The sequence below is a fragment of the Chryseobacterium sp. AG844 genome (assembly GCF_003182335.1).
Lineage (GTDB): Bacteria > Bacteroidota > Bacteroidia > Flavobacteriales > Weeksellaceae > Chryseobacterium > Chryseobacterium cupriresistens.
On record NZ_QGTV01000007.1, the window covers coordinates 26,404 to 43,770 of the forward strand.

The window sequence follows — 17,367 nt, forward strand, 5'->3', positions numbered from 1 at the left end:
GCTTTTTTACTTTTTATATTAATCTTCATCCTCACCTTCACTGCCGGTCTCTCCGAAGAAATCATCCCAGTCTGTAAAATCGGAGTCGATATCGTTGCCTACATATTCATCCATTTCTCTTCTGTCTTTTTTGGTAGGCCTTCCCTCTCCTTTGTTTCTGTAATAATCCTGTGACATTTTACGAAGTTTCAGCAATTCGTATTGTTCTTTGTCTGTGACGTCCTGAATGTGAAGAGGCACCAGCTTGGCTCCAATTCTGCTTTTGGGGATCTGAATTACCTTTATTTTATAATCAATCTGATTCTTACGGATTTTGATCGTATCTCCTTCTTTTACTTCTTTAGACGACTTTACGGCAGACGTTCCTATAGAAACTCTGTTCTTTTTAATCTCCTCTGCTGCAATACTTCTCGTCTTATAAAAACGAATGCTCCATAAAAATTTATCTATTCTCATATTTTTTTATACTTTTGCCGTTATATTATTTGTAAAGTAATTAAAGTTTTTTGAAATGAAAAAAATATTTTTATATATCCTTGCAGGATCTTTGTGTTTTTCTGCTTGTAAGAAAGATGATGATGTATCAACCTATGTAGAGCCGGAAGATGTTGCTACGCAAAACACGTATGATGATCAGGCCATTAAGAAGTTCATGGATGAGAATTATCTGGATGCACAGGGTAATATAAAAGCTTTCAGTTCTACAGATACTGCGGATGATACTGAAAAGAAGCTGTCTGAACTGAGTCCCATAACACTACCTTCAGGAACTATCTACATTATGAGAGACGGAGCTCAGCCACCAGCTGCCTCTGCAAAAACCATTGGAGATACTGATATTATTAAAATCATGGGAAGAGCATACTCTTACCTGGCGGTTAATTCTGACGGAAACACTTCATTTACATCAAAAACCGCTTTTTTAAATACTATTGACGGAACAGGTGTTCCTGTTATTGACCCTACATATTATTATGTAAAAAAATCAATACTGGAAGCTGGTACAACTGATGCTGCAAAAAAAGCAAAATATTATCAAATCCCTGGGTTCAGAGAAGCTTTACAGAAGTTCAAAGCATACAATAATCTTTCCAGTGAGGCACCTTACAACCTACAGGGAGTAATCATTGTTCCTTCCAGAGCTGCTTTTGCAAGAAACCCTCATTATCCATATTCAAACATGTCTTACAGAAACAGAACTTTTGTATTCAACTTTCAGATTTATGGAAGAGAGGACAGACCTGATAGTGATAAACAGACAACAGAACAACAACAATAAAAAATATTCATACAATAAAAAACACCGCATAAATGGCGGTGTTTTTGTTATATGTAATGTTAATTACGATCTTGCTTTCTGTTTTACATTTCCTAAAATATCCGGGAAATAAAGATCTGCAAGGTGGTCAAACTCATCTCCTCTCATAAACATGGTGGCGTCTACTTCTTCATAAGAACTTCTTCCTGCAGCCGCAATGAGTTCATTGCAGGTGTGAAGTGTATTTTTATGGAAGTGATACACTCTTTCTGCCTTATCTGTTACATCGAGTCCTTTAATAAGCATTTTATCCTGTGTAGCAACTCCTGTAGGACAATTGTTGGAGTTACATCTCAGGGCCTGGATACATCCCAAAGAGAACATAAATCCTCTGGCATTGTTACACATATCGGCTCCCATGGCAATGGCTCTCAGAATATCAAGACTGGTAAGAACTTTACCACTGGCAATCACTCTTAATTTACTTCTCAGGTTATAGTTATTAAGCGTTCTGTTCACAAATATCAAAGCAGGTTCCAATGGCATCCCTACTCCATCTGAAAACTCCGGTGGTGCAGCTCCTGTTCCTCCTTCTGCACCATCTATGGTAATGAAATCAGGATAAATTTTCAATACATTCATCTGCACACAGATATCTTCAAATTCTTTGGTATCACCGATACAAAGTTTAAAACCAATCGGCTTTCCTCCTGAAAGTTCTCTTAGCTGCTGTACAAACCTCAGCAATCCGGCAGCATCAGAAAAAGCGCTGTGTGAGGGTGGTGAAATAACAGTCATTCCCGGTGTGACATGACGAATCGCTGCAATTTCCGGTGTATTTTTTACTCCCGGAAGCACTCCTCCGTGTCCTGGTTTTGCTCCCTGTGATAATTTGATTTCAATCATTTTCACATTAGGAAGGGTGGAATATTTTGTAAATAATTCAGGATTGAATTTTCCCTCGCCGTCGCGACATCCGAAATATCCTGTTCCGATCTGCCAGCAAAGATCTCCTCCTTCCAGGTGATAAGGTGAAATTCCTCCTTCCCCTGTATTATGATAGAAGTTTCCTTTTTTTGCACCTCTGTTCAGTGAAATCTGTGCTCTGTCACTCAAGGCCCCGAAACTCATTGCTGAGATGTTAAATAAAGAAGCATGATAAGGCTGTGTACACTGTTCTCCTCCAACCCATACTCTCGGAAGTTCTTCTGATGGTGATTTTGCATAAATAGAATGCTTGATCCCTTCATACTTTCTGTGATTTACTTCCAGCTGCGTACCAAAAGCTACCGTGTCACTTAAATTTTTTGCACGTCTGTATACTGCGGAACGCTGGTTTCTTGGAAATGGCTTCCCATCTGTTTCCCTTTCAATAAAGTATTGCTGCATTTCGGGTGAAATACTTTCGAAAAAATACCTGAAGTATCCCAATACAGGAAAGTTCCTCAAAATAGCATGTTTCGATTGGTAAGCATTGTAAACACCCAATGCATAAATTGCGGATAACAGCGTAGGTATCCAATAATGCGCTCTGATCAGTATTGCTATAATCCATGTAGCAGCTACTAATACAATTCCCCAAGATAAAAACTTATCTCTCATGAATGTAGTATTTAAAAGTTTAAAAATAAATTTAGTAGAATTTTAGCAAAGAGCCTACGCTTTTGCTAAAAAATTTTGGTAAGAAGATTGCACAGAAACCGTGCCATCTGACAGGATTTTTTCTAAATTCAGAAATTCAATTTGATTTACGGATGCAGGATCAAAGTCTTTCTGGACTCTCACATAGTTTTCTGTGAAGCCGAACATTTTCCCGTCTTTATTTTCGTGTTCCCAAAGAACAGGCAGCGTTTTCCCCAATTGAGTCTGATAAAATGCCATTTTCTTCTTTTCAGAAAGAATTCTCAGCATTTTATTACGTTTTTTTCTTTCCGCTACGGGAACTACTCCGTCCATAGCTGCAGCTTCCGTATTTTCTCTTTCAGAATAGGTAAATACGTGAAGGTAAGTGATAGGAAGTTCATTAAGGAAATTATAGGTTTCCATAAATCTTTCTTCTGTTTCTCCCGGGAATCCTACAATAACATCTACTCCGATAGCCGCATCAGGCATTACCTCGCGGATCTTGTTTACTCTGTCATTATACAGTTTGGTCAGGTAACGACGTTTCATCTTTTTCAAGAGATCATCGCTTCCGGATTGTAACGGGATGTGAAAATGCGGAACAAAGCTTTTGCTTTTAGAAACCAGTTCAATACTTTCATCTTTCAAAAGATTAGGTTCGATGGAAGATATACGGATTCTTTCTATTCCTTCTACTTTATCCAGTTCTGAAATAAGATCAAGAAAGGTATGTTCGTGTTTTTTATTTCCAAATTCTCCTTTACCATAATCACCGATATTTACTCCTGTAAGAACAATTTCTTTGATATCTTTTGCAGCGATTTCCGTGGCGTTTCTGAGAACATTTTCAATGGTATCTGAACGTGAAATTCCTCTGGCTAATGGAATAGTACAGTAGGTACATTTGTAATCACAGCCATCCTGTACTTTCAGGAAAGCTCTGGTTCTGTCTCCTATAGAATAACTTCCGATAAAGAAATCGGTCTCTTCAATTTCACATGAGTGAACTACACCTTCACTTTCAGATTTCTCCAAATCGTCAAGGTAGCTCAGAATATTGAATTTTTCTTTTGCTCCTAAAACAAGATCAACGCCTTCAATCTGTGAAATTTCTTCAGGTTTTAGCTGTGCATAGCATCCTACAATAACGACCAGTCCTTCCGGATTGGCTTTCATTGCTCTTTTCACGTGAAGTTTACATTCACGGTCAGCATTTTCTGTTACTGAACAGGTGTTGATAACATATACATTGGCTTTTTCATCAAAACTTACCTTCTCATAACCTGCATCTGTTAATTGACGGGCAATAGTAGATGTTTCTGCAAAGTTTAATTTGCAGCCCAGTGTATGAAACGCGGCAGTTCTGTGAAAAGTAGACATTTGTTACTCCTGAATTTTATGGGTGCAAAGATAGTAATTTTAATAAGAACTCAAGATTGATTCAATCTATTGTTTATATTCATCTCTTACTTCAGGGCTGTTTTGAAAGCAGACGGGCGACGAATTGGGAGCTGTATCCTGACCTGAAAATTTGGTTTTCATTTCTGTATTAAATTCCTGAGACCGGTTTCTGGCAATAGAAAGTGTATTCCAATTTTCATTCTTTATCATTTTAGCGATATAAACAATTTGCCCGATGTGGTAAGGATAATGAGCCAATTGACGAAGAACTGCATCAATCACCGGATGTGCTTCTCCCCTGATATATGTTGTTGAGTAGAGATTTTCCTCGTTTATTTTATCTAGAGCATCAAAAAAGCATTCCCAACCCTGTTTCCAAAAATCAAGAACCTGTTGTTTAGTAGTAAAAGTATTGACAAATTCTCCATCACGGTTACGCCAAGGTTTCTCACCATCTTCGGTAAGGAAATTAGTCCATCGTGAAAGCATATTTCCTGCAAGATGTTTCACAATCACAGCAATAGAATTACTTTCTTCATTATACTGCCAGAACATCTGCTCATCTGTTAACTGTTCAAAGGTTTTATCACCAAGCGATTTATAATACTCAAAGCGTTTTACAAACAGGTCTTTCATTCTTTCTATTTTATTTCCTAATTTAATAACTTTTAAAACTAAAAACCACCTCAATTGAAGTGGTTTTTTCTATCTGTTTTATTATTATTCTCTGTTTTTCACCAGAACCCAGCCTGTATATTTAATGGCCGTATTCTTTTTATCATTTTCATTCCATGTGATAGAATACCAGTATGTACCTGTAGGGACTCTTCTTCCACCCTGGGTTCCATCCCATTTGTAGCCGTTGGATCGGTCTGCCTGGAAGATTTTATTTCCATAACGGTCGAAAACATTCATGATCAGATTTTGTTTGTTGGCAAGGGCTGAATAGTCGATAACATCATTTATTCCATCTGCATTAGGGGTTATCACATTAATCAAATTAGGTACAACGATTCCAATTTCTATCGGATCACAATCATAAGCATCTTTTACATATACTTTATGATCTCCTCTGGAAAGGTTATTGAAAACATTGGAATCCTGCCAGATGATATTATCTATTGAATATTTATAAGCCGGAGTTCCACCTATTATGGATACTGTGATTGTATTGTTCGAAATATCAATCCCGGAAACAACCGGCTGCTCGGAAGGAAGCACTTTTACCGTTTGTGTTGTCACACATTCTCCTGTTTTAAGTTTTACCCAATATACTCCTATTCCTGCTTTAATGGTTTGTGTAGTAGCTCCTGTACTCCACTCGTAACTTTTAAATCCGGGCCCTGCATCCAGCGTAGTCTGGTCTTCTGCACAAATAGTCACATCTTTAAGTTTATCAGAATAGACAGGCGGAATAACGATCAAAGTAACTTTAGCCACATTATAACAACCCTGAGCATTAGAAACCCTTATGTACACAAAACCATTGGGTGCAATGTAATTATTGGGATTCAGGATTTCATTGGTCTGATTAACAGCATCTGTCAATGAAGGATAATATTTTTTTGTCGGATTGGTCTGCCCGGTTACTGAAGCATTGACAAGATTGAAAGAAGCGGTGGCTGGACTGGATTCGATGAAGCATGATCTCAAAGTTGTTTCATTCACGACTACAACGGGATAAAATTTCAACGTAATCTGTGCCACTGCAGTACAGCCAAATTCTGATATTACCTTTACGTAAATAACTCCTTCTGCAGACACAAATGCCATTGGGTTGGTAATCTCATTGGTTCCGGCATTGAGATCCGCCATTGTAGGATAATATTTCTTAGTAACATTAGGGTTTGCAATAACATCTGCTGTGGTTAAATCAAATAAAGCTGTCCCTGCATTATTATTGTTACACTGGGTCAAAGTTGCGTTTGTTGCTGTGATAGAACCATTTTTAAATTTAAATGTTCCAACCTGCTTACATTTGTTGAGCGGATTAGATGCATTGGCCGGATCGGTATAATTGATACTGTAATAATAGACCGTTGTTGTATTGACTGTAATAGGAGCTGTAATAGGGTTATTCCCCGTTAAGGCATCATTCTGACTCAGATGATAACTTACCCCAAAGTTTTGATTTCCATTGAGAATTCCGGAGGATAATGTAGAAAAATCAAATAAAGCTGTAGCAGAGCATATTACCACTTCTCGTGGGTCTGCAGGATTCGCTGCAGGAATGCCCGGAGGAATAAATGGCTGGGTCTGAATAGCCGGATCTGTAAATGGTGAAGCCAGTGTGGCAGTTCCTCCCCATGTCAAAGAAAACGGAGCGGTTGTAGAGCTGGTACTGCTTACCCAGTTGTCGATAAACAAATAATAAGTCTGTCCCGGTAAAACATCAAGATATCTGCAATAAGGAGTCAGGGAACCTCCTGCAGCGCTTAGAAGCGTGCTTGTCATATTCAATCCTGTAGCAGGCCCGGGTCCGATAACTGTTGCAGCATTACAACGGATCGGTGATCCTAAATTTCCACAATTTACATTAGGACCAAAAATCGCCCAGTCATAATCGGCATCAGGATTATTCGGGACAAGGTCGAAGGTAAGTGTACCTCCTGTAGCGATTGTAATTTTATACCAGATTGAGTTGTGTTCTCCCGTAAAATCTATACAGCTTCCGGAGTTGACCAATTCCTTAATATTACCATATCCGGTAGGGCTATATGTGATATTTGAGTTTCCGCAAACGGAAAGTGCAGTAGCACAGTCAGCCTGGGCATAGAAAGTATGAGAGAGACATAGAAGTATGAAAAGTAAAAGTTTCCTCATAGATTTAATGTTTTTATGGTTATATCAGTTACACATTGCATTGATAATCAATACACATCAAATATAACTTAATTTTAATTAAAAACAATAAAATCTAAACAATTTTAAACTATTACAAATTAAAACATAGAATAATTCAAAATAACCTACATTATATCAAAATATACAACAAAATAATCAAACACGAATAACATTCACTTTATTTTATACTTGTAATATTTCCACAAAGATTTTCCAGGTGAAATATTTTATGGAAAGGACTTTTTACTTCTTTCAAATGTTCCTTATCCTGAATGAAAGTATATCTTGAGGCAATAGAATTCATATCGGAAACAATCACCAGCCAGCATTCATCTACTGAGGTGTCATAATAAGGAAATTTTTCGTTCTTCTTTTCAATAAGTTCCAGAATCTTTTCGGAGCACAGTTCATCAAATAAATTCATGCTATATTCATGAGTGATAAAGACATTTCTGCGGTGAAAAGATTTTCTCAGACTTTTTACACAGCCTACAGGCTTATTTTTTTTAATGCTTTTATAAATACTGATAACATTTTCCTGTTGTACTTCCAGATTATCAAATTTGGTTGCCGGGTGGAACTCCAAAAAATAAACACCACGATATTTCGTAGTGTCTTCCTGTTCTAATAATATTTCTGCCTGACGGAACATCTTGTTTAAAGTGCTTTCCACTTTTTTCATTTCCAGATGGTTGATTACTTCGGTCAGTTCTATTCCGATTTTTTTGTCGTTCAGTTTGGCGATAAAGTCCGGACTCTCGCAGGTAAGGTTTTCAAATTTCACTTCGGGAAAATGATGCATAAAAGAGTTGAGAAGAAGAATCTCGGATTTCTTTCTGTATTTTTCACGATCGTGCAGCGGAGATTCGTCTATGGTACGGTGATACTTCTCTATGGGCTTTTTTTTCAAATGCCTGTTCAGGTAATATAAACTCAGATTCTTGATCAGATCTTCATCAGAAAATGTCTTTTTCATGTGTGATTTTTTTATTTAATTAAAGAACACATGCAGCCATTGGCTTTCATCATTAAAAGTTTTTGATAATCAAAAATTTACACTCTTAAAGATAAGCAAAAAAACAATTCAACACTTAGTTTTTAATTAATTTATCGATTAATTAATGTAAAGTTTATTTTCATAATTAATACCTTTGCCTTTTTAAACACAAACCCACATTTATGGATTTCAGGAATTTCAGAATACCTTACACGATTAATCCTCACTATTCAAAAAAAGCCGTTTATTTCTCAATGGAATTTGCTCTTGAGCAGGTACTTAAAATATATTCTGGAGGACTTGGCTTTCTGGCAGGATCTCATATGAGAAGTGCCTATAACCTTAAGCAGGATCTTATTGGAATCGGTATCCTATGGAAATTTGGTTATTATGACCAGGCAAGAAACCACGATCAGACTTTACAACCTGTATGGACGAGAAAGATGTACAGTTTTCTTGAGGATACAGGAATAAAATTTCAAATCGAAATCCACAGTGCTCCGGTTTGGGTAAAAGTTTGGTACCTTGATCCTGAAATTTTCAATACGGCCCCCATGTTTTTCCTTTCTACGGATGTTCCGGAAAATGATCACGTTTCAAAAACAATCTGTCACAAGCTGTATGATGCGAATGAATCTACAAAACTTGCTCAATATATTTTATTGGGGAAAGGAGGAGCCAAGCTATTGGATGAAATGAACATTGAGAGAGAAGTTTACCATCTTAACGAAGCCCATGGGCTTCCGGCAGCTTTTTATCTCCTGAGAAAATATAACGGAGATCTGAATAAAGTTAAAGAAAAACTGGTTTTCACCACTCATACTCCTGAAGAAGCTGGTAATGAAAAGCACAGCTTTAGACTATGTTATGACATGTCCTATTTTTCGGGATACAGCATGGAAGAAGTGAAAAAGATTGAAGGATCTGATGATGACCGTTTCAATCATTCTCTATGTGCATTGAAAATGGCAAGAATGGCCAATGGGGTTTCCCAGCTTCATGGGGTTGTTTCCAGAGCCATGTGGAATAAATATCCGGGAATCTGTGAAATCACGTCTATCACCAATGCTCAGGAATTTAAATACTGGTCTGATAAGCCTTTATACAATGCAAAAGATGAAAACGACGCAACCGTTTTTGATTTCCGTAAGAAATATCTGAAGAAAAAACTGTTCAGCATTGTTGCAGATCAGACAGGAAATTTATTTAATCCTAATGTCTTTACCATGGTCTGGGCCAGAAGATTTGCCGGCTACAAGAGGGCAGAACTTCTTCTCCATGACAAAGAAAGATTCTACAGACTTCTGAACAATCCAAAATATCCGGTACAGATTATCTGGGCAGGAAAACCTTACCCAATGGACTACTCTGCAATTTCTACATTCAATACCCTGGTTGAAGAAAGTAAAAATCATAAAAATATGGCTGTTCTTACGGGTTATGAACTTTCTTTAAGCAAGTCTTTAAAACAGGGCTCTGATGTATGGCTTAATAACCCAAGGGTTCCAAGGGAAGCTTCAGGAACTTCCGGTATGACGGCTGCCATGAACGGATCTGTCAATTTATCTACAGATGACGGCTGGATCCCGGAATTTGCCAAACATGGAGAAAACTCCTTCGTAGTGCCCAAAGCAGATTATCTGAATATGAGTATTTACGAACAGGATAATTATGATTTAAATAAGTTGTATGAAATTCTTGAAAATGAAATTCTTCCCACCTATTACGACCGTCCTGATGAATGGAGAAAAATCCAGCACAATGCAATGGATGATGTAAAAGATCATTTCAACAGTGACAGAATGGCGGATGAATACTACAGAATCCTCTATAATAATCAAAAATAGAATTAATGAGCAATGTCTTGAACACACCTGAATCCGGTATGTTCAAGACTTGTATCAGGACTGCTTTTCATACGCCGGGCCACCCTGTATCCACTGCAGTAGCTATCATTGCATAAAAAACTCCCTCCACGAAGACTGCGTTTAACACTATAAGGTTCCTGAGGGTCATAAGATCTGTCAGCACCCTGAGGGTTTAAAACCAGCCTGCCTTCCAGTTTTTGATAGTAATCATAATTGTATAAATCGCTGCACCATTCCCAAACATTTCCAGCCATATCATACAATCCATATCCATTGGCTTTAAATGATTGTACAGGGGCAAGGGTACCATAGCCGTCTTTCTTTTCATTAAAGTACGGAAACTTTCCTTCCCAGCTGTTTGCTTTAGGAGTTCCTTCATTGACGGGTTCATTTCCCCATGGATATATATTATTTTTTAATCCGCCCCGTGCTGCAAATTCCCATTCTGCTTCTGTGGGCAAACGTTTACCTGACCATTTACAATAGGCCTGCGCATCATCCCAGCTTATATGCACTACCGGATAATTGTCTTTTCCTTCAATATTGCTTGCCGGCCCCTGCGGATGTTTCCAGCTCGCCCCTTTTACCCATTTCCACCATTGGTTGAAATCATTCAGATTCACAGGCTTGGTTGTCGGTTTAAACACCAATGAAGCAGCTACCAATAAACTATCCGGAAGTTTTGGAGTACCCTTGGGCAGATTTTTTTTTAATTCGTTCCAATCTGGTTTCCGTTCTGCTGTTGTGATATAGCCTGTAGCATTTACAAATTTACAGAACTGGGCATTCGTTACTTCGGTTATATCCATATAAAACGGAGAAACCTTCACTCTATGTTTAGGGTATTCGTCCGGATCAGCCTGACTATTATCACCTCCCATATCAAACTCTCCTCCGGGGATTAGCACCATTGCTTCCAGAGAAGCTTTTCCATTAAAACTGATATGAGAAGAATCTGTTGTCCCTAATCTCTTGGGAATAGTCATGCAGGTATGCCCGGGTTTATTTCCCACAGGTTCTACGGCTTTATTTTTATTACAGGAACATACCAAACTTAATACTCCTGTACAAATTATCATTTTTATGGAAAACATCATCTTTATCTGAATATTTACAGTTTTTATGATTCCGGTTTACTGTATCTCCATCCTTTTTTCAACTGTAAGGAAAGTTGATTGACTATTTTTTTTGAAGGAACTTCTTCAGCAATATTTATATTTTCGTCAGGATCATTTTTATGATCATAAAGCTCTCGGGCCAGATAAGCTCCGGGCTTTTCAGTCTCTTTATTCCATTCGAACCATTCTACATATCGATACCTGTCGGTACGGATGGCATATCCCATTCTTTCTACATTTTGCACACCTCTCGTTTTTACTCCGAATCTTCCTAATAAAAACTGGCTGTAGGCTGCTGTTTTCCACTTACGTTCAGGATCCGAAAGCAAAGGTTTCATACTGGTTCCCTGAAGATAATCGGGAATTTTTATTCCGCTCATATCACATAAAGTAGGGTAAATATCTACGAATTCTGTAAGAGCATTGCTTGATTTTCCTTTTGCTTTTACTCCTGCCCCGCTGATAATAAGCGGTACTCTGGTATCAATCTCGTAGTTGCTCTGTTTACACCAGCTGTTATGCTCTCCCAGTTTCCAGCCATGGTCTCCCCACAATACAATAATCGTATTTTCACTCAGTCCTAATTCATCAAGAGCTTTTAACAACCTTCCTATCTGAGCATCTGTATAAGAGACAGATGCATAATACGCATGGAGAAGCTCCCTTTGCTTTTCCACATCATAAGGTTTTTCCGATGGTAAAGGAAGGTCTGATCTGTCTTTATAAGCTCTCAGTTCGCTGTCACCATGTACGGCAAATTCCGGAGCATTTTCAGGTATGAATTGATTTTTCGCAAGCGGTATATCGTTTCTGTTATACAAATCCCAGTATTTTTTAGGAGCGTTAAATGGCAAATGCGGACGGTAATAACCTACTGAAAAAAAGAAAGGCTTATCTTTTCCTTTTAATTCTTTCAGCTTTTGAATGGCCATGGTTGTTTGCGCTCCGTCATAATAGGCATCATCATCAACGTCGGCCATTTCAACAGAATTCGCCTTTGTATAGATAAATCCATAAGCATCCGGTTTTCCTTTTCCTATTTTCTGAAGGGCAAGTTCCTTTTCTTTCTGAATCTGCTTGTTTTTCTCCAGTTGATACACAGCGTCAGGATCGAAGGGATATCCGTTTACATGAAGTTCTTCATTCCAGGATTTACCATCAGGTAAAGTGTTATGAAAGGTTTTTCCGATTCCTACGGTATAATACCCGTTATTTTTGAATACCTGCGGAAGAGTGATCACATCCGGCAGGTTTTTCCTGAAATCTGTCTGAAGATCCCATACACGAACAGAATCTGGTCTCAAACCTGTAAGGAGGCTTGCCCGTGAGGGGTTGCATACAGCCTGCTGGCAATAGGCTCTATTAAAAACAACTCCTCTTGCTGCAAGCTTGTCCATATTAGGAGTTTTTATAACTGTGTTTCCATAGCAACCCATTTCAGGTCTTAAATCATCAATAGGAATAAACAGGATATTGGGTCTTGTTTGTCTGATAGTAGTCCTTTTTGGTTTAGGATTGGCTTTATTAAAACTTTCACCTCTTACCGCTATGCAGTTACAAATCGATATAATGAATAGTATTTTTAAAAAATTGAAATTCTTCATGAGATATACATTTTCTTTTTATTGATAAGACTTAGTTGTCATCAGCTTATTTCTCACTTCCTTCCATCCTTTTTTACGCTGTTCAGAAAGCTTGTCAAGGATATCTTTATTTTCGGGATACACTGCAATATTGAAATTCTCTTTCGGATCTGAGGTAAGATTATAAAGTTCCCGCGCCACAAGTTCTCCCGGCTTTTGAGTTGCTTTGTCCCAATAGTACCACTCTATCAGATGATAGCTTTTGGTCATCATTGAATATCCCATATAATTTTTTTTGTTAAGATCTATCCCTTCGCCTGCCGGGCGCAAAAACTGGCTGAATACGGCTCCTTTCCATTCCACGCTGTTTTCATTGAGAAGTTTTTTAAAGCTCGTTCCTTGCAGATAAGAAGGAGTTTCTATCCCTGCAAGATCACAGAGGGTAGGATAAAGATCTACCAACTCTACCAGTTCATTGCTTTTACTTCCCGGATTTTTCATTCCAGGTGCATATACAATAAGAGGAACACGGGTATCATTTACATAATTAGTCTGCTTACCCCATGCATTATGTTCTCCTAATTTCCAGCCGTGGTCTCCCCATAAAACAATAATAGTATTATCTATTAATTTTTGTTTTTCAAGCTCATCTACGAGTCGTCCAATACAGGCATCAACATAGCTTACAGAAGCATAATACCCATGTTTCAAAATTCTGGCTTCTTTTTCCGGCATTCTGAAGTAGGCAGGATGTTTTACATATTCAAGATCATAACAAGCAGTCATCTCCCTTTGGTTATACATGGCCATGCTTGGTGCATTAAACGGAATAAAGCTGTTATCTGCCATTGGTATTTCCATAGGATCATAAAGATCCCAGTATTTTTTGGGAGCTACAAAGGGTAAATGCGGCCTGAAGTACCCCAGTGCCATGAAGAAGGGTTTCTTTTTATTTTTAATACGGTTGATAGTTTCAATGGCAAGCGATGTCTGAGCTCCGTCATACAATGAATCATCAGGGCAGTTTGCGGCCTCTACAGAACGTCCATATGCCCAGCCGTTACCATATCTTTTAGGGTCTTTAGCTAATCTTTCCAATCTTTTGGCCGCAAGCTCAGCTTTAAGTTCTCCACTGAAATAAAAAGATTCGGGATCTCTGTCTCTCATATTTTTAATGGCATATCCTTCAGGGCGAAGATCCGGCTCGCGGAAAGAGATAGAATCAGGCATGTGATTATGAAAAATCTTTCCGATGGATACTGTATGATAATTGAATTTTTCGAACTGCTGTGGAATCGTTACCACATCAGGATGTATTTTTCGAAATTCTTCTCCCAGCACCCATACCTTAGTGGAATCCGGCCGTAAACCCGTTAAAGCACTGGCTCTGGAAGGGGCACAAACTGCTACCTGACAATATGCATTTGTAAAAGTTGTACCTCTTCTTGCCAGCTTATCAATATTGGGTGTTTTAATGGCTGAATTACCGTAAACTCCCAGTTCCGGCCTCAGGTCATCAACGACAATAAAAATTACATTGGGTTTAGATTTTTTTTGTGACTGTCCTGCAATGATGCCAAATGGTAAAATCAATAGAAATGTACATATTGATTTCAAAGTTGAAACTCCAAACATATCAATTAGTTTTAAATAATCAGCCTTGCAGAAAGTGAATTACATTGTAGCAGCAAACAAAAGCTTCGCAAGGTTGTTTATTGATTAAACAGTGGATAAAGAAAACTTAAACATCCACAAAACATTAGGAGTCTTTTTCATCATTTGTGTATTATTTGAAAAGATATAACGAATTATGAATGATGTGAATTTAAAAAAAAAGAATAACTTATGCAAAGTAAACTATAGCACATACACACAAATAACACAAAACACATATTTACAGACACTTAAACAGCAAAGGAAAAATTGCACTAAAAAACAAAATCAGCTAATTTTCCCACTACTTCTTTTCCCTCTCTTCCTCCTCATTGTTCACAATAAATGAAATATAGAAGGTTAGATAAAAAAATCCAGAAAGAAAACTTTCTGGATTTATAAGTTATTTACCTTTTTTTTTCGATGGTACTTTCATACCTTTTTCCCGCGCTTCAGAAATACCGATGGCTACGGCTTGTTTTCTGCTTGTCACTTTCTTTCCGGAAGAAGACTTTAATTTTCCCTCCTTGAATTCGTGCATTACTTTTCCTACTTTGTCCTGAGCTTTTTCTGAATATTTAGTCTTGCTCATGATCAGATTTTTAAGATTTTGGCAGGGATACCCCTAATTCATAGACACACGCATGTTTCAAATATTTTGAACGCTCTCTCGATGTTACCGATTCAAAATGATCATTTTTGATCACAATAATCGGGTCTTCCGCATTTTCAATCTCAAAATTGGCTAAATATCTTTCATCCGGTGGAGATTGTTGCAGTTTTGCTTTTATTTTCTGCAGCTCATCTGCATATTTTCTAAATCCCGGATCTGAGGAATGGATAAATTTATACTCATCGCCTGCATCCACGTGGTAATGAAGTTTTTTCTCTATCAAACCTGCTTCATCCGCAATTTCGGGATTATCATTCCCGTCTCTAAACACTACTTCTACCAATGTTCCTCCTTTTTTATGTGCGCATTCTTCGGCGTCATTAAAACTGGAAAAACCTGTATAAACAATCTGGTCGTTTAATACATAACGGTTCAGTTTCTGGTTGTATGCATTCGTTTCCATAATTATTATTTGATTTAATTAATAGGAATACATCCAATTTTCTGCCAAAAGCATTATTTGAAAAGAATAATTTTAAAACATCAGTTTTCCAATTACTTACATAATTATAAAAATCCCTATCAATGTAGAATCTGGGTATATTCCATCATTAGCTTTTTTTATTAATGTTGTCCCCTCCTAAAATAAGTTGACAATTAATCAACTTATTTTAGGAAAGATCAGGAATTAAAAAAGGACATTGTACTCAAAATTCTCTGTTTTTAATTTTTCAATGTACTAGAAAATTGTACTAGAAAAAATCATTAAAGCTTTTGTAATGTAAATCCAGGAGTAACTTTTAGGCTGTTTACAGCAACTCCCAATGCTGTACCTTCTGTATTGTTAACTCTTCTTATCCTATAACTAATTTCATCTCCACTTTGTAAAGAGACAATCAAAGATGGTAAATTATGATCAAAATAAGAACCAGCTTTATACGGCATTGGAAGTATGTCACTTGACGACTGTAATTCTGTAAAAGTACTTCCTCGTTTGAGAAAAATTTTAAAATGTGCCCAAAAAAAGTCAGTACTTTGAGGATTATCTCTGTTTATGTATAAGGAAAATATTGAATTTAATTGATAATAGCCTGCACTATTAATTGTAACAGATCCACTACTAGTAATGGTAGATCCGATGGTATTTATATTAGTTGGATTTATTATTGGTACTGTAATCTCAACCAAATTGTTATAATCTGTTGTGGATAGTGTACTCATATTATCTTGATTGGGCGGAACTGATACAATCTGAGTTTCTTTCGCTATTAAAGCCGTTCCTAATCTACCGTCAGATGTAGCATAAATAGGTATAACATTCGTTGCAGATAGTGTTGGAATCGTTCTTAAACGAGCATCTCCATTAACATCTAAAGTTGCTGTAGGTGTTGAAGTATTTATCCCTATTTGTGAAAACATTGATAAGGAGAATAGAAGCCATACCAGAAAAATAGTTTTTTTCTTCATTGTTTTATTTTTTTGATTATGTTAGAAATGTAAAAGCTTTTGTTTTCAGCTTTGTATTGATTGTATTTGTTGAACGCAAATTTACGAACTAAACCATAAAAACATAGCACCGCATTTACACCGCATTTACACTGTATTTACACTGCATTTACACTGCATATATTTAAATAATTGAAAAACAAAAAAAAATTAAAAAGAAAAAGAAACTTTAATTATTATCTATTCAATATCCATCTGTTAAAATCAACCTCAGATTCAAACCAATTTTCTTTCGCAATCTGTATTTTTTAGATTCAACTGTTCTTATCGACATGTGTGTATATTCTGCAATTTCCTTATTGGAAAACTTTAATCACAATTAAAATAATGATCAGGCTCATTAAAATAACAACAGTAATGATAATAAAGATTACTTTTATTCTTTTCATGTTGTTCATTCTGATCATTCAGAAGTTTTTCTATCGGAAGGTGAGTCAGTTTTTTTTCTAGCAAATTCAAACTATCATTAAGCTTAGAATATTTAGCGAGGTATTCGTTTTCTTTTGAATATTATTCTGACCTTGTATGCTTCACAAATAAGCGTGTAAGATTACAGGTCTCTTTTCTGAAAATTCATTCTTTTAGTAATCTCAAGAGATTTGAAAAGATATTCCAAGGCCTTTTTAAACTCTCCTTTTTTAATGTATAAATTTCCGTACGTACGCAATACATTAGATTTTTCTTCAATCGGTGCTTTTTTTGCTACCACGAGATCATTCGCCTTATTGATATAATACTCAGCAGAGTCTATTTCATTTTTATTCAAATGTCTACTCGCGATTGTAATATACAGCATAGGCATTGGTTAAACCGTACATTTTCTTTCATTACTGTAAACCGAATCCATCATATTTAAAGATTCGAAGTTTGATCTTTTCCAGTCGTAAATATTGTATCTGAGTT

The 17,367-nt window shown here is 36.9% G+C and carries 15 protein-coding genes and 1 pseudogene; 2 read left to right on the top strand and 14 right to left on the bottom strand.

Annotated features, from left to right (window positions below; genetic code table 11):
• Nucleotides 1-18: 18 nt before the first annotated feature.
• Nucleotides 19-456 carry an RNA-binding S4 domain-containing protein gene (locus DEU40_RS08885; RefSeq protein ID WP_110009516.1) on the bottom strand — a complete coding sequence of 146 codons (438 nt, stop codon included), beginning with the start codon at nucleotides 454-456 and terminating at the stop codon, nucleotides 19-21.
• 55 nt (nucleotides 457-511) lie between these two features.
• Here DEU40_RS08885 and DEU40_RS08890 point away from each other — a divergent pair, with 55 nt between their 5' ends.
• Nucleotides 512-1,279 carry a hypothetical protein gene (locus DEU40_RS08890; RefSeq protein WP_110009517.1) on the top strand — a complete coding sequence of 256 codons (768 nt, stop codon included), beginning with the start codon at nucleotides 512-514 and terminating at the stop codon, nucleotides 1,277-1,279.
• Between the two features lie 63 nt (nucleotides 1,280-1,342).
• On the opposite strand, the gene DEU40_RS08895 is transcribed toward DEU40_RS08890, so the two are convergent.
• The 5 genes from DEU40_RS08895 to DEU40_RS08915 form a co-directional block, all read right to left on the bottom strand.
• Nucleotides 1,343-2,860, bottom strand: a complete 1,518-nt coding sequence (locus DEU40_RS08895; protein WP_110009518.1) for an FMN-binding glutamate synthase family protein — start codon at nucleotides 2,858-2,860, stop codon at nucleotides 1,343-1,345.
• Nucleotides 2,861-2,914: 54 nt separating this feature from the next.
• Nucleotides 2,915-4,261, bottom strand: coding sequence for a tRNA (N(6)-L-threonylcarbamoyladenosine(37)-C(2))-methylthiotransferase MtaB (gene mtaB / locus DEU40_RS08900; RefSeq protein ID WP_110009519.1), 1,347 nt, complete (start codon nucleotides 4,259-4,261; stop codon nucleotides 2,915-2,917).
• Nucleotides 4,262-4,327: 66 nt separating this feature from the next.
• Nucleotides 4,328-4,918 (bottom strand): DUF1572 domain-containing protein, encoded by a 591-nt coding sequence (locus DEU40_RS08905; protein WP_110009520.1) that lies wholly within the window; start codon nucleotides 4,916-4,918, stop codon nucleotides 4,328-4,330.
• An 84-nt stretch (nucleotides 4,919-5,002) separates the two neighbouring features.
• Nucleotides 5,003-7,105: a T9SS type B sorting domain-containing protein gene (locus DEU40_RS08910; RefSeq protein ID WP_110009521.1), complete on the bottom strand. Its 2,103-nt coding sequence runs from the start codon at nucleotides 7,103-7,105 to the stop codon at nucleotides 5,003-5,005.
• Between the two features lie 199 nt (nucleotides 7,106-7,304).
• Nucleotides 7,305-8,102, bottom strand: a complete 798-nt coding sequence (locus DEU40_RS08915; RefSeq protein ID WP_110009522.1) for a hypothetical protein — start codon at nucleotides 8,100-8,102, stop codon at nucleotides 7,305-7,307.
• Nucleotides 8,103-8,305: 203 nt separating this feature from the next.
• Between DEU40_RS08915 and glgP the strand changes: the two genes are divergently transcribed.
• On the top strand, nucleotides 8,306-9,970 hold the full coding sequence (gene glgP, locus DEU40_RS08920; RefSeq protein ID WP_110009523.1) for an alpha-glucan family phosphorylase: 1,665 nt from the start codon (nucleotides 8,306-8,308) through the stop codon (nucleotides 9,968-9,970).
• Nucleotides 9,971-9,972: 2 nt separating this feature from the next.
• Here the strand turns inward: glgP and DEU40_RS08925 are convergent, their stop codons facing one another.
• The 8 genes and pseudogenes from DEU40_RS08925 to DEU40_RS08965 form a co-directional block, all read right to left on the bottom strand.
• Complete coding sequence (locus DEU40_RS08925) at nucleotides 9,973-11,070, bottom strand: formylglycine-generating enzyme family protein (RefSeq protein WP_228406476.1); 1,098 nt, start codon at nucleotides 11,068-11,070, stop codon at nucleotides 9,973-9,975.
• A gap of 41 nt (nucleotides 11,071-11,111) precedes the next feature.
• Entirely contained in the window at nucleotides 11,112-12,713 is a 1,602-nt protein-coding gene (locus DEU40_RS08930; protein ID WP_110009525.1) for a sulfatase, read from the bottom strand.
• Between the two features lie 18 nt (nucleotides 12,714-12,731).
• Nucleotides 12,732-14,327: a sulfatase gene (locus DEU40_RS08935; RefSeq protein ID WP_110009526.1), complete on the bottom strand. Its 1,596-nt coding sequence runs from the start codon at nucleotides 14,325-14,327 to the stop codon at nucleotides 12,732-12,734.
• A 421-nt stretch (nucleotides 14,328-14,748) separates the two neighbouring features.
• Entirely contained in the window at nucleotides 14,749-14,937 is a 189-nt protein-coding gene (locus tag DEU40_RS08945) for a DUF6496 domain-containing protein (protein ID WP_110009528.1), read from the bottom strand.
• A 10-nt stretch (nucleotides 14,938-14,947) separates the two neighbouring features.
• Entirely contained in the window at nucleotides 14,948-15,421 is a 474-nt protein-coding gene (locus DEU40_RS08950) for a hypothetical protein (RefSeq protein ID WP_110009529.1), read from the bottom strand.
• 302 nt (nucleotides 15,422-15,723) lie between these two features.
• Complete coding sequence (locus DEU40_RS08955) at nucleotides 15,724-16,425, bottom strand: hypothetical protein (protein ID WP_110009530.1); 702 nt, start codon at nucleotides 16,423-16,425, stop codon at nucleotides 15,724-15,726.
• 223 nt (nucleotides 16,426-16,648) lie between these two features.
• Nucleotides 16,649-16,759 (bottom strand): annotated as a pseudogene (locus DEU40_RS22845) (hypothetical protein); the annotation flags it as partial.
• A gap of 255 nt (nucleotides 16,760-17,014) precedes the next feature.
• Complete coding sequence (locus DEU40_RS08965) at nucleotides 17,015-17,260, bottom strand: hypothetical protein (RefSeq protein ID WP_146207840.1); 246 nt, start codon at nucleotides 17,258-17,260, stop codon at nucleotides 17,015-17,017.
• Nucleotides 17,261-17,367 lie beyond the last annotated feature (107 nt).

Excerpts from the sequence above, each read along its gene's own strand:
- DEU40_RS08895 (WP_110009518.1), bottom strand. The coding sequence starts at position 2,860 with ATGAGAGATAAGTTTTTATCTTGGGGAATTGTATTAGTAGCTGCTACA.
- DEU40_RS08885 (WP_110009516.1), bottom strand. The coding sequence starts at position 456 with ATGAGAATAGATAAATTTTTATGGAGCATTCGTTTTTATAAGACGAGA.
- glgP (WP_110009523.1), top strand. The coding sequence starts at position 8,306 with ATGGATTTCAGGAATTTCAGAATACCTTACACGATTAATCCTCACTAT.
- DEU40_RS08935 (WP_110009526.1), bottom strand. The coding sequence starts at position 14,327 with ATGTTTGGAGTTTCAACTTTGAAATCAATATGTACATTTCTATTGATT.
- DEU40_RS08930 (WP_110009525.1), bottom strand. The coding sequence starts at position 12,713 with ATGAAGAATTTCAATTTTTTAAAAATACTATTCATTATATCGATTTGT.
- DEU40_RS08905 (WP_110009520.1), bottom strand. The coding sequence starts at position 4,918 with ATGAAAGACCTGTTTGTAAAACGCTTTGAGTATTATAAATCGCTTGGT.
- DEU40_RS08950 (WP_110009529.1), bottom strand. The coding sequence starts at position 15,421 with ATGGAAACGAATGCATACAACCAGAAACTGAACCGTTATGTATTAAAC.
- DEU40_RS08890 (WP_110009517.1), top strand. The coding sequence starts at position 512 with ATGAAAAAAATATTTTTATATATCCTTGCAGGATCTTTGTGTTTTTCT.
- DEU40_RS08915 (WP_110009522.1), bottom strand. The coding sequence starts at position 8,102 with ATGAAAAAGACATTTTCTGATGAAGATCTGATCAAGAATCTGAGTTTA.
- mtaB (WP_110009519.1), bottom strand. The coding sequence starts at position 4,261 with ATGTCTACTTTTCACAGAACTGCCGCGTTTCATACACTGGGCTGCAAA.
- DEU40_RS08945 (WP_110009528.1), bottom strand. The coding sequence starts at position 14,937 with ATGAGCAAGACTAAATATTCAGAAAAAGCTCAGGACAAAGTAGGAAAA.
- DEU40_RS08965 (WP_146207840.1), bottom strand. The coding sequence starts at position 17,260 with ATGCTGTATATTACAATCGCGAGTAGACATTTGAATAAAAATGAAATA.
- DEU40_RS08910 (WP_110009521.1), bottom strand. The coding sequence starts at position 7,105 with ATGAGGAAACTTTTACTTTTCATACTTCTATGTCTCTCTCATACTTTC.
- DEU40_RS08955 (WP_110009530.1), bottom strand. The coding sequence starts at position 16,425 with ATGAAGAAAAAAACTATTTTTCTGGTATGGCTTCTATTCTCCTTATCA.
- DEU40_RS08925 (WP_228406476.1), bottom strand. The coding sequence starts at position 11,070 with ATGATAATTTGTACAGGAGTATTAAGTTTGGTATGTTCCTGTAATAAA.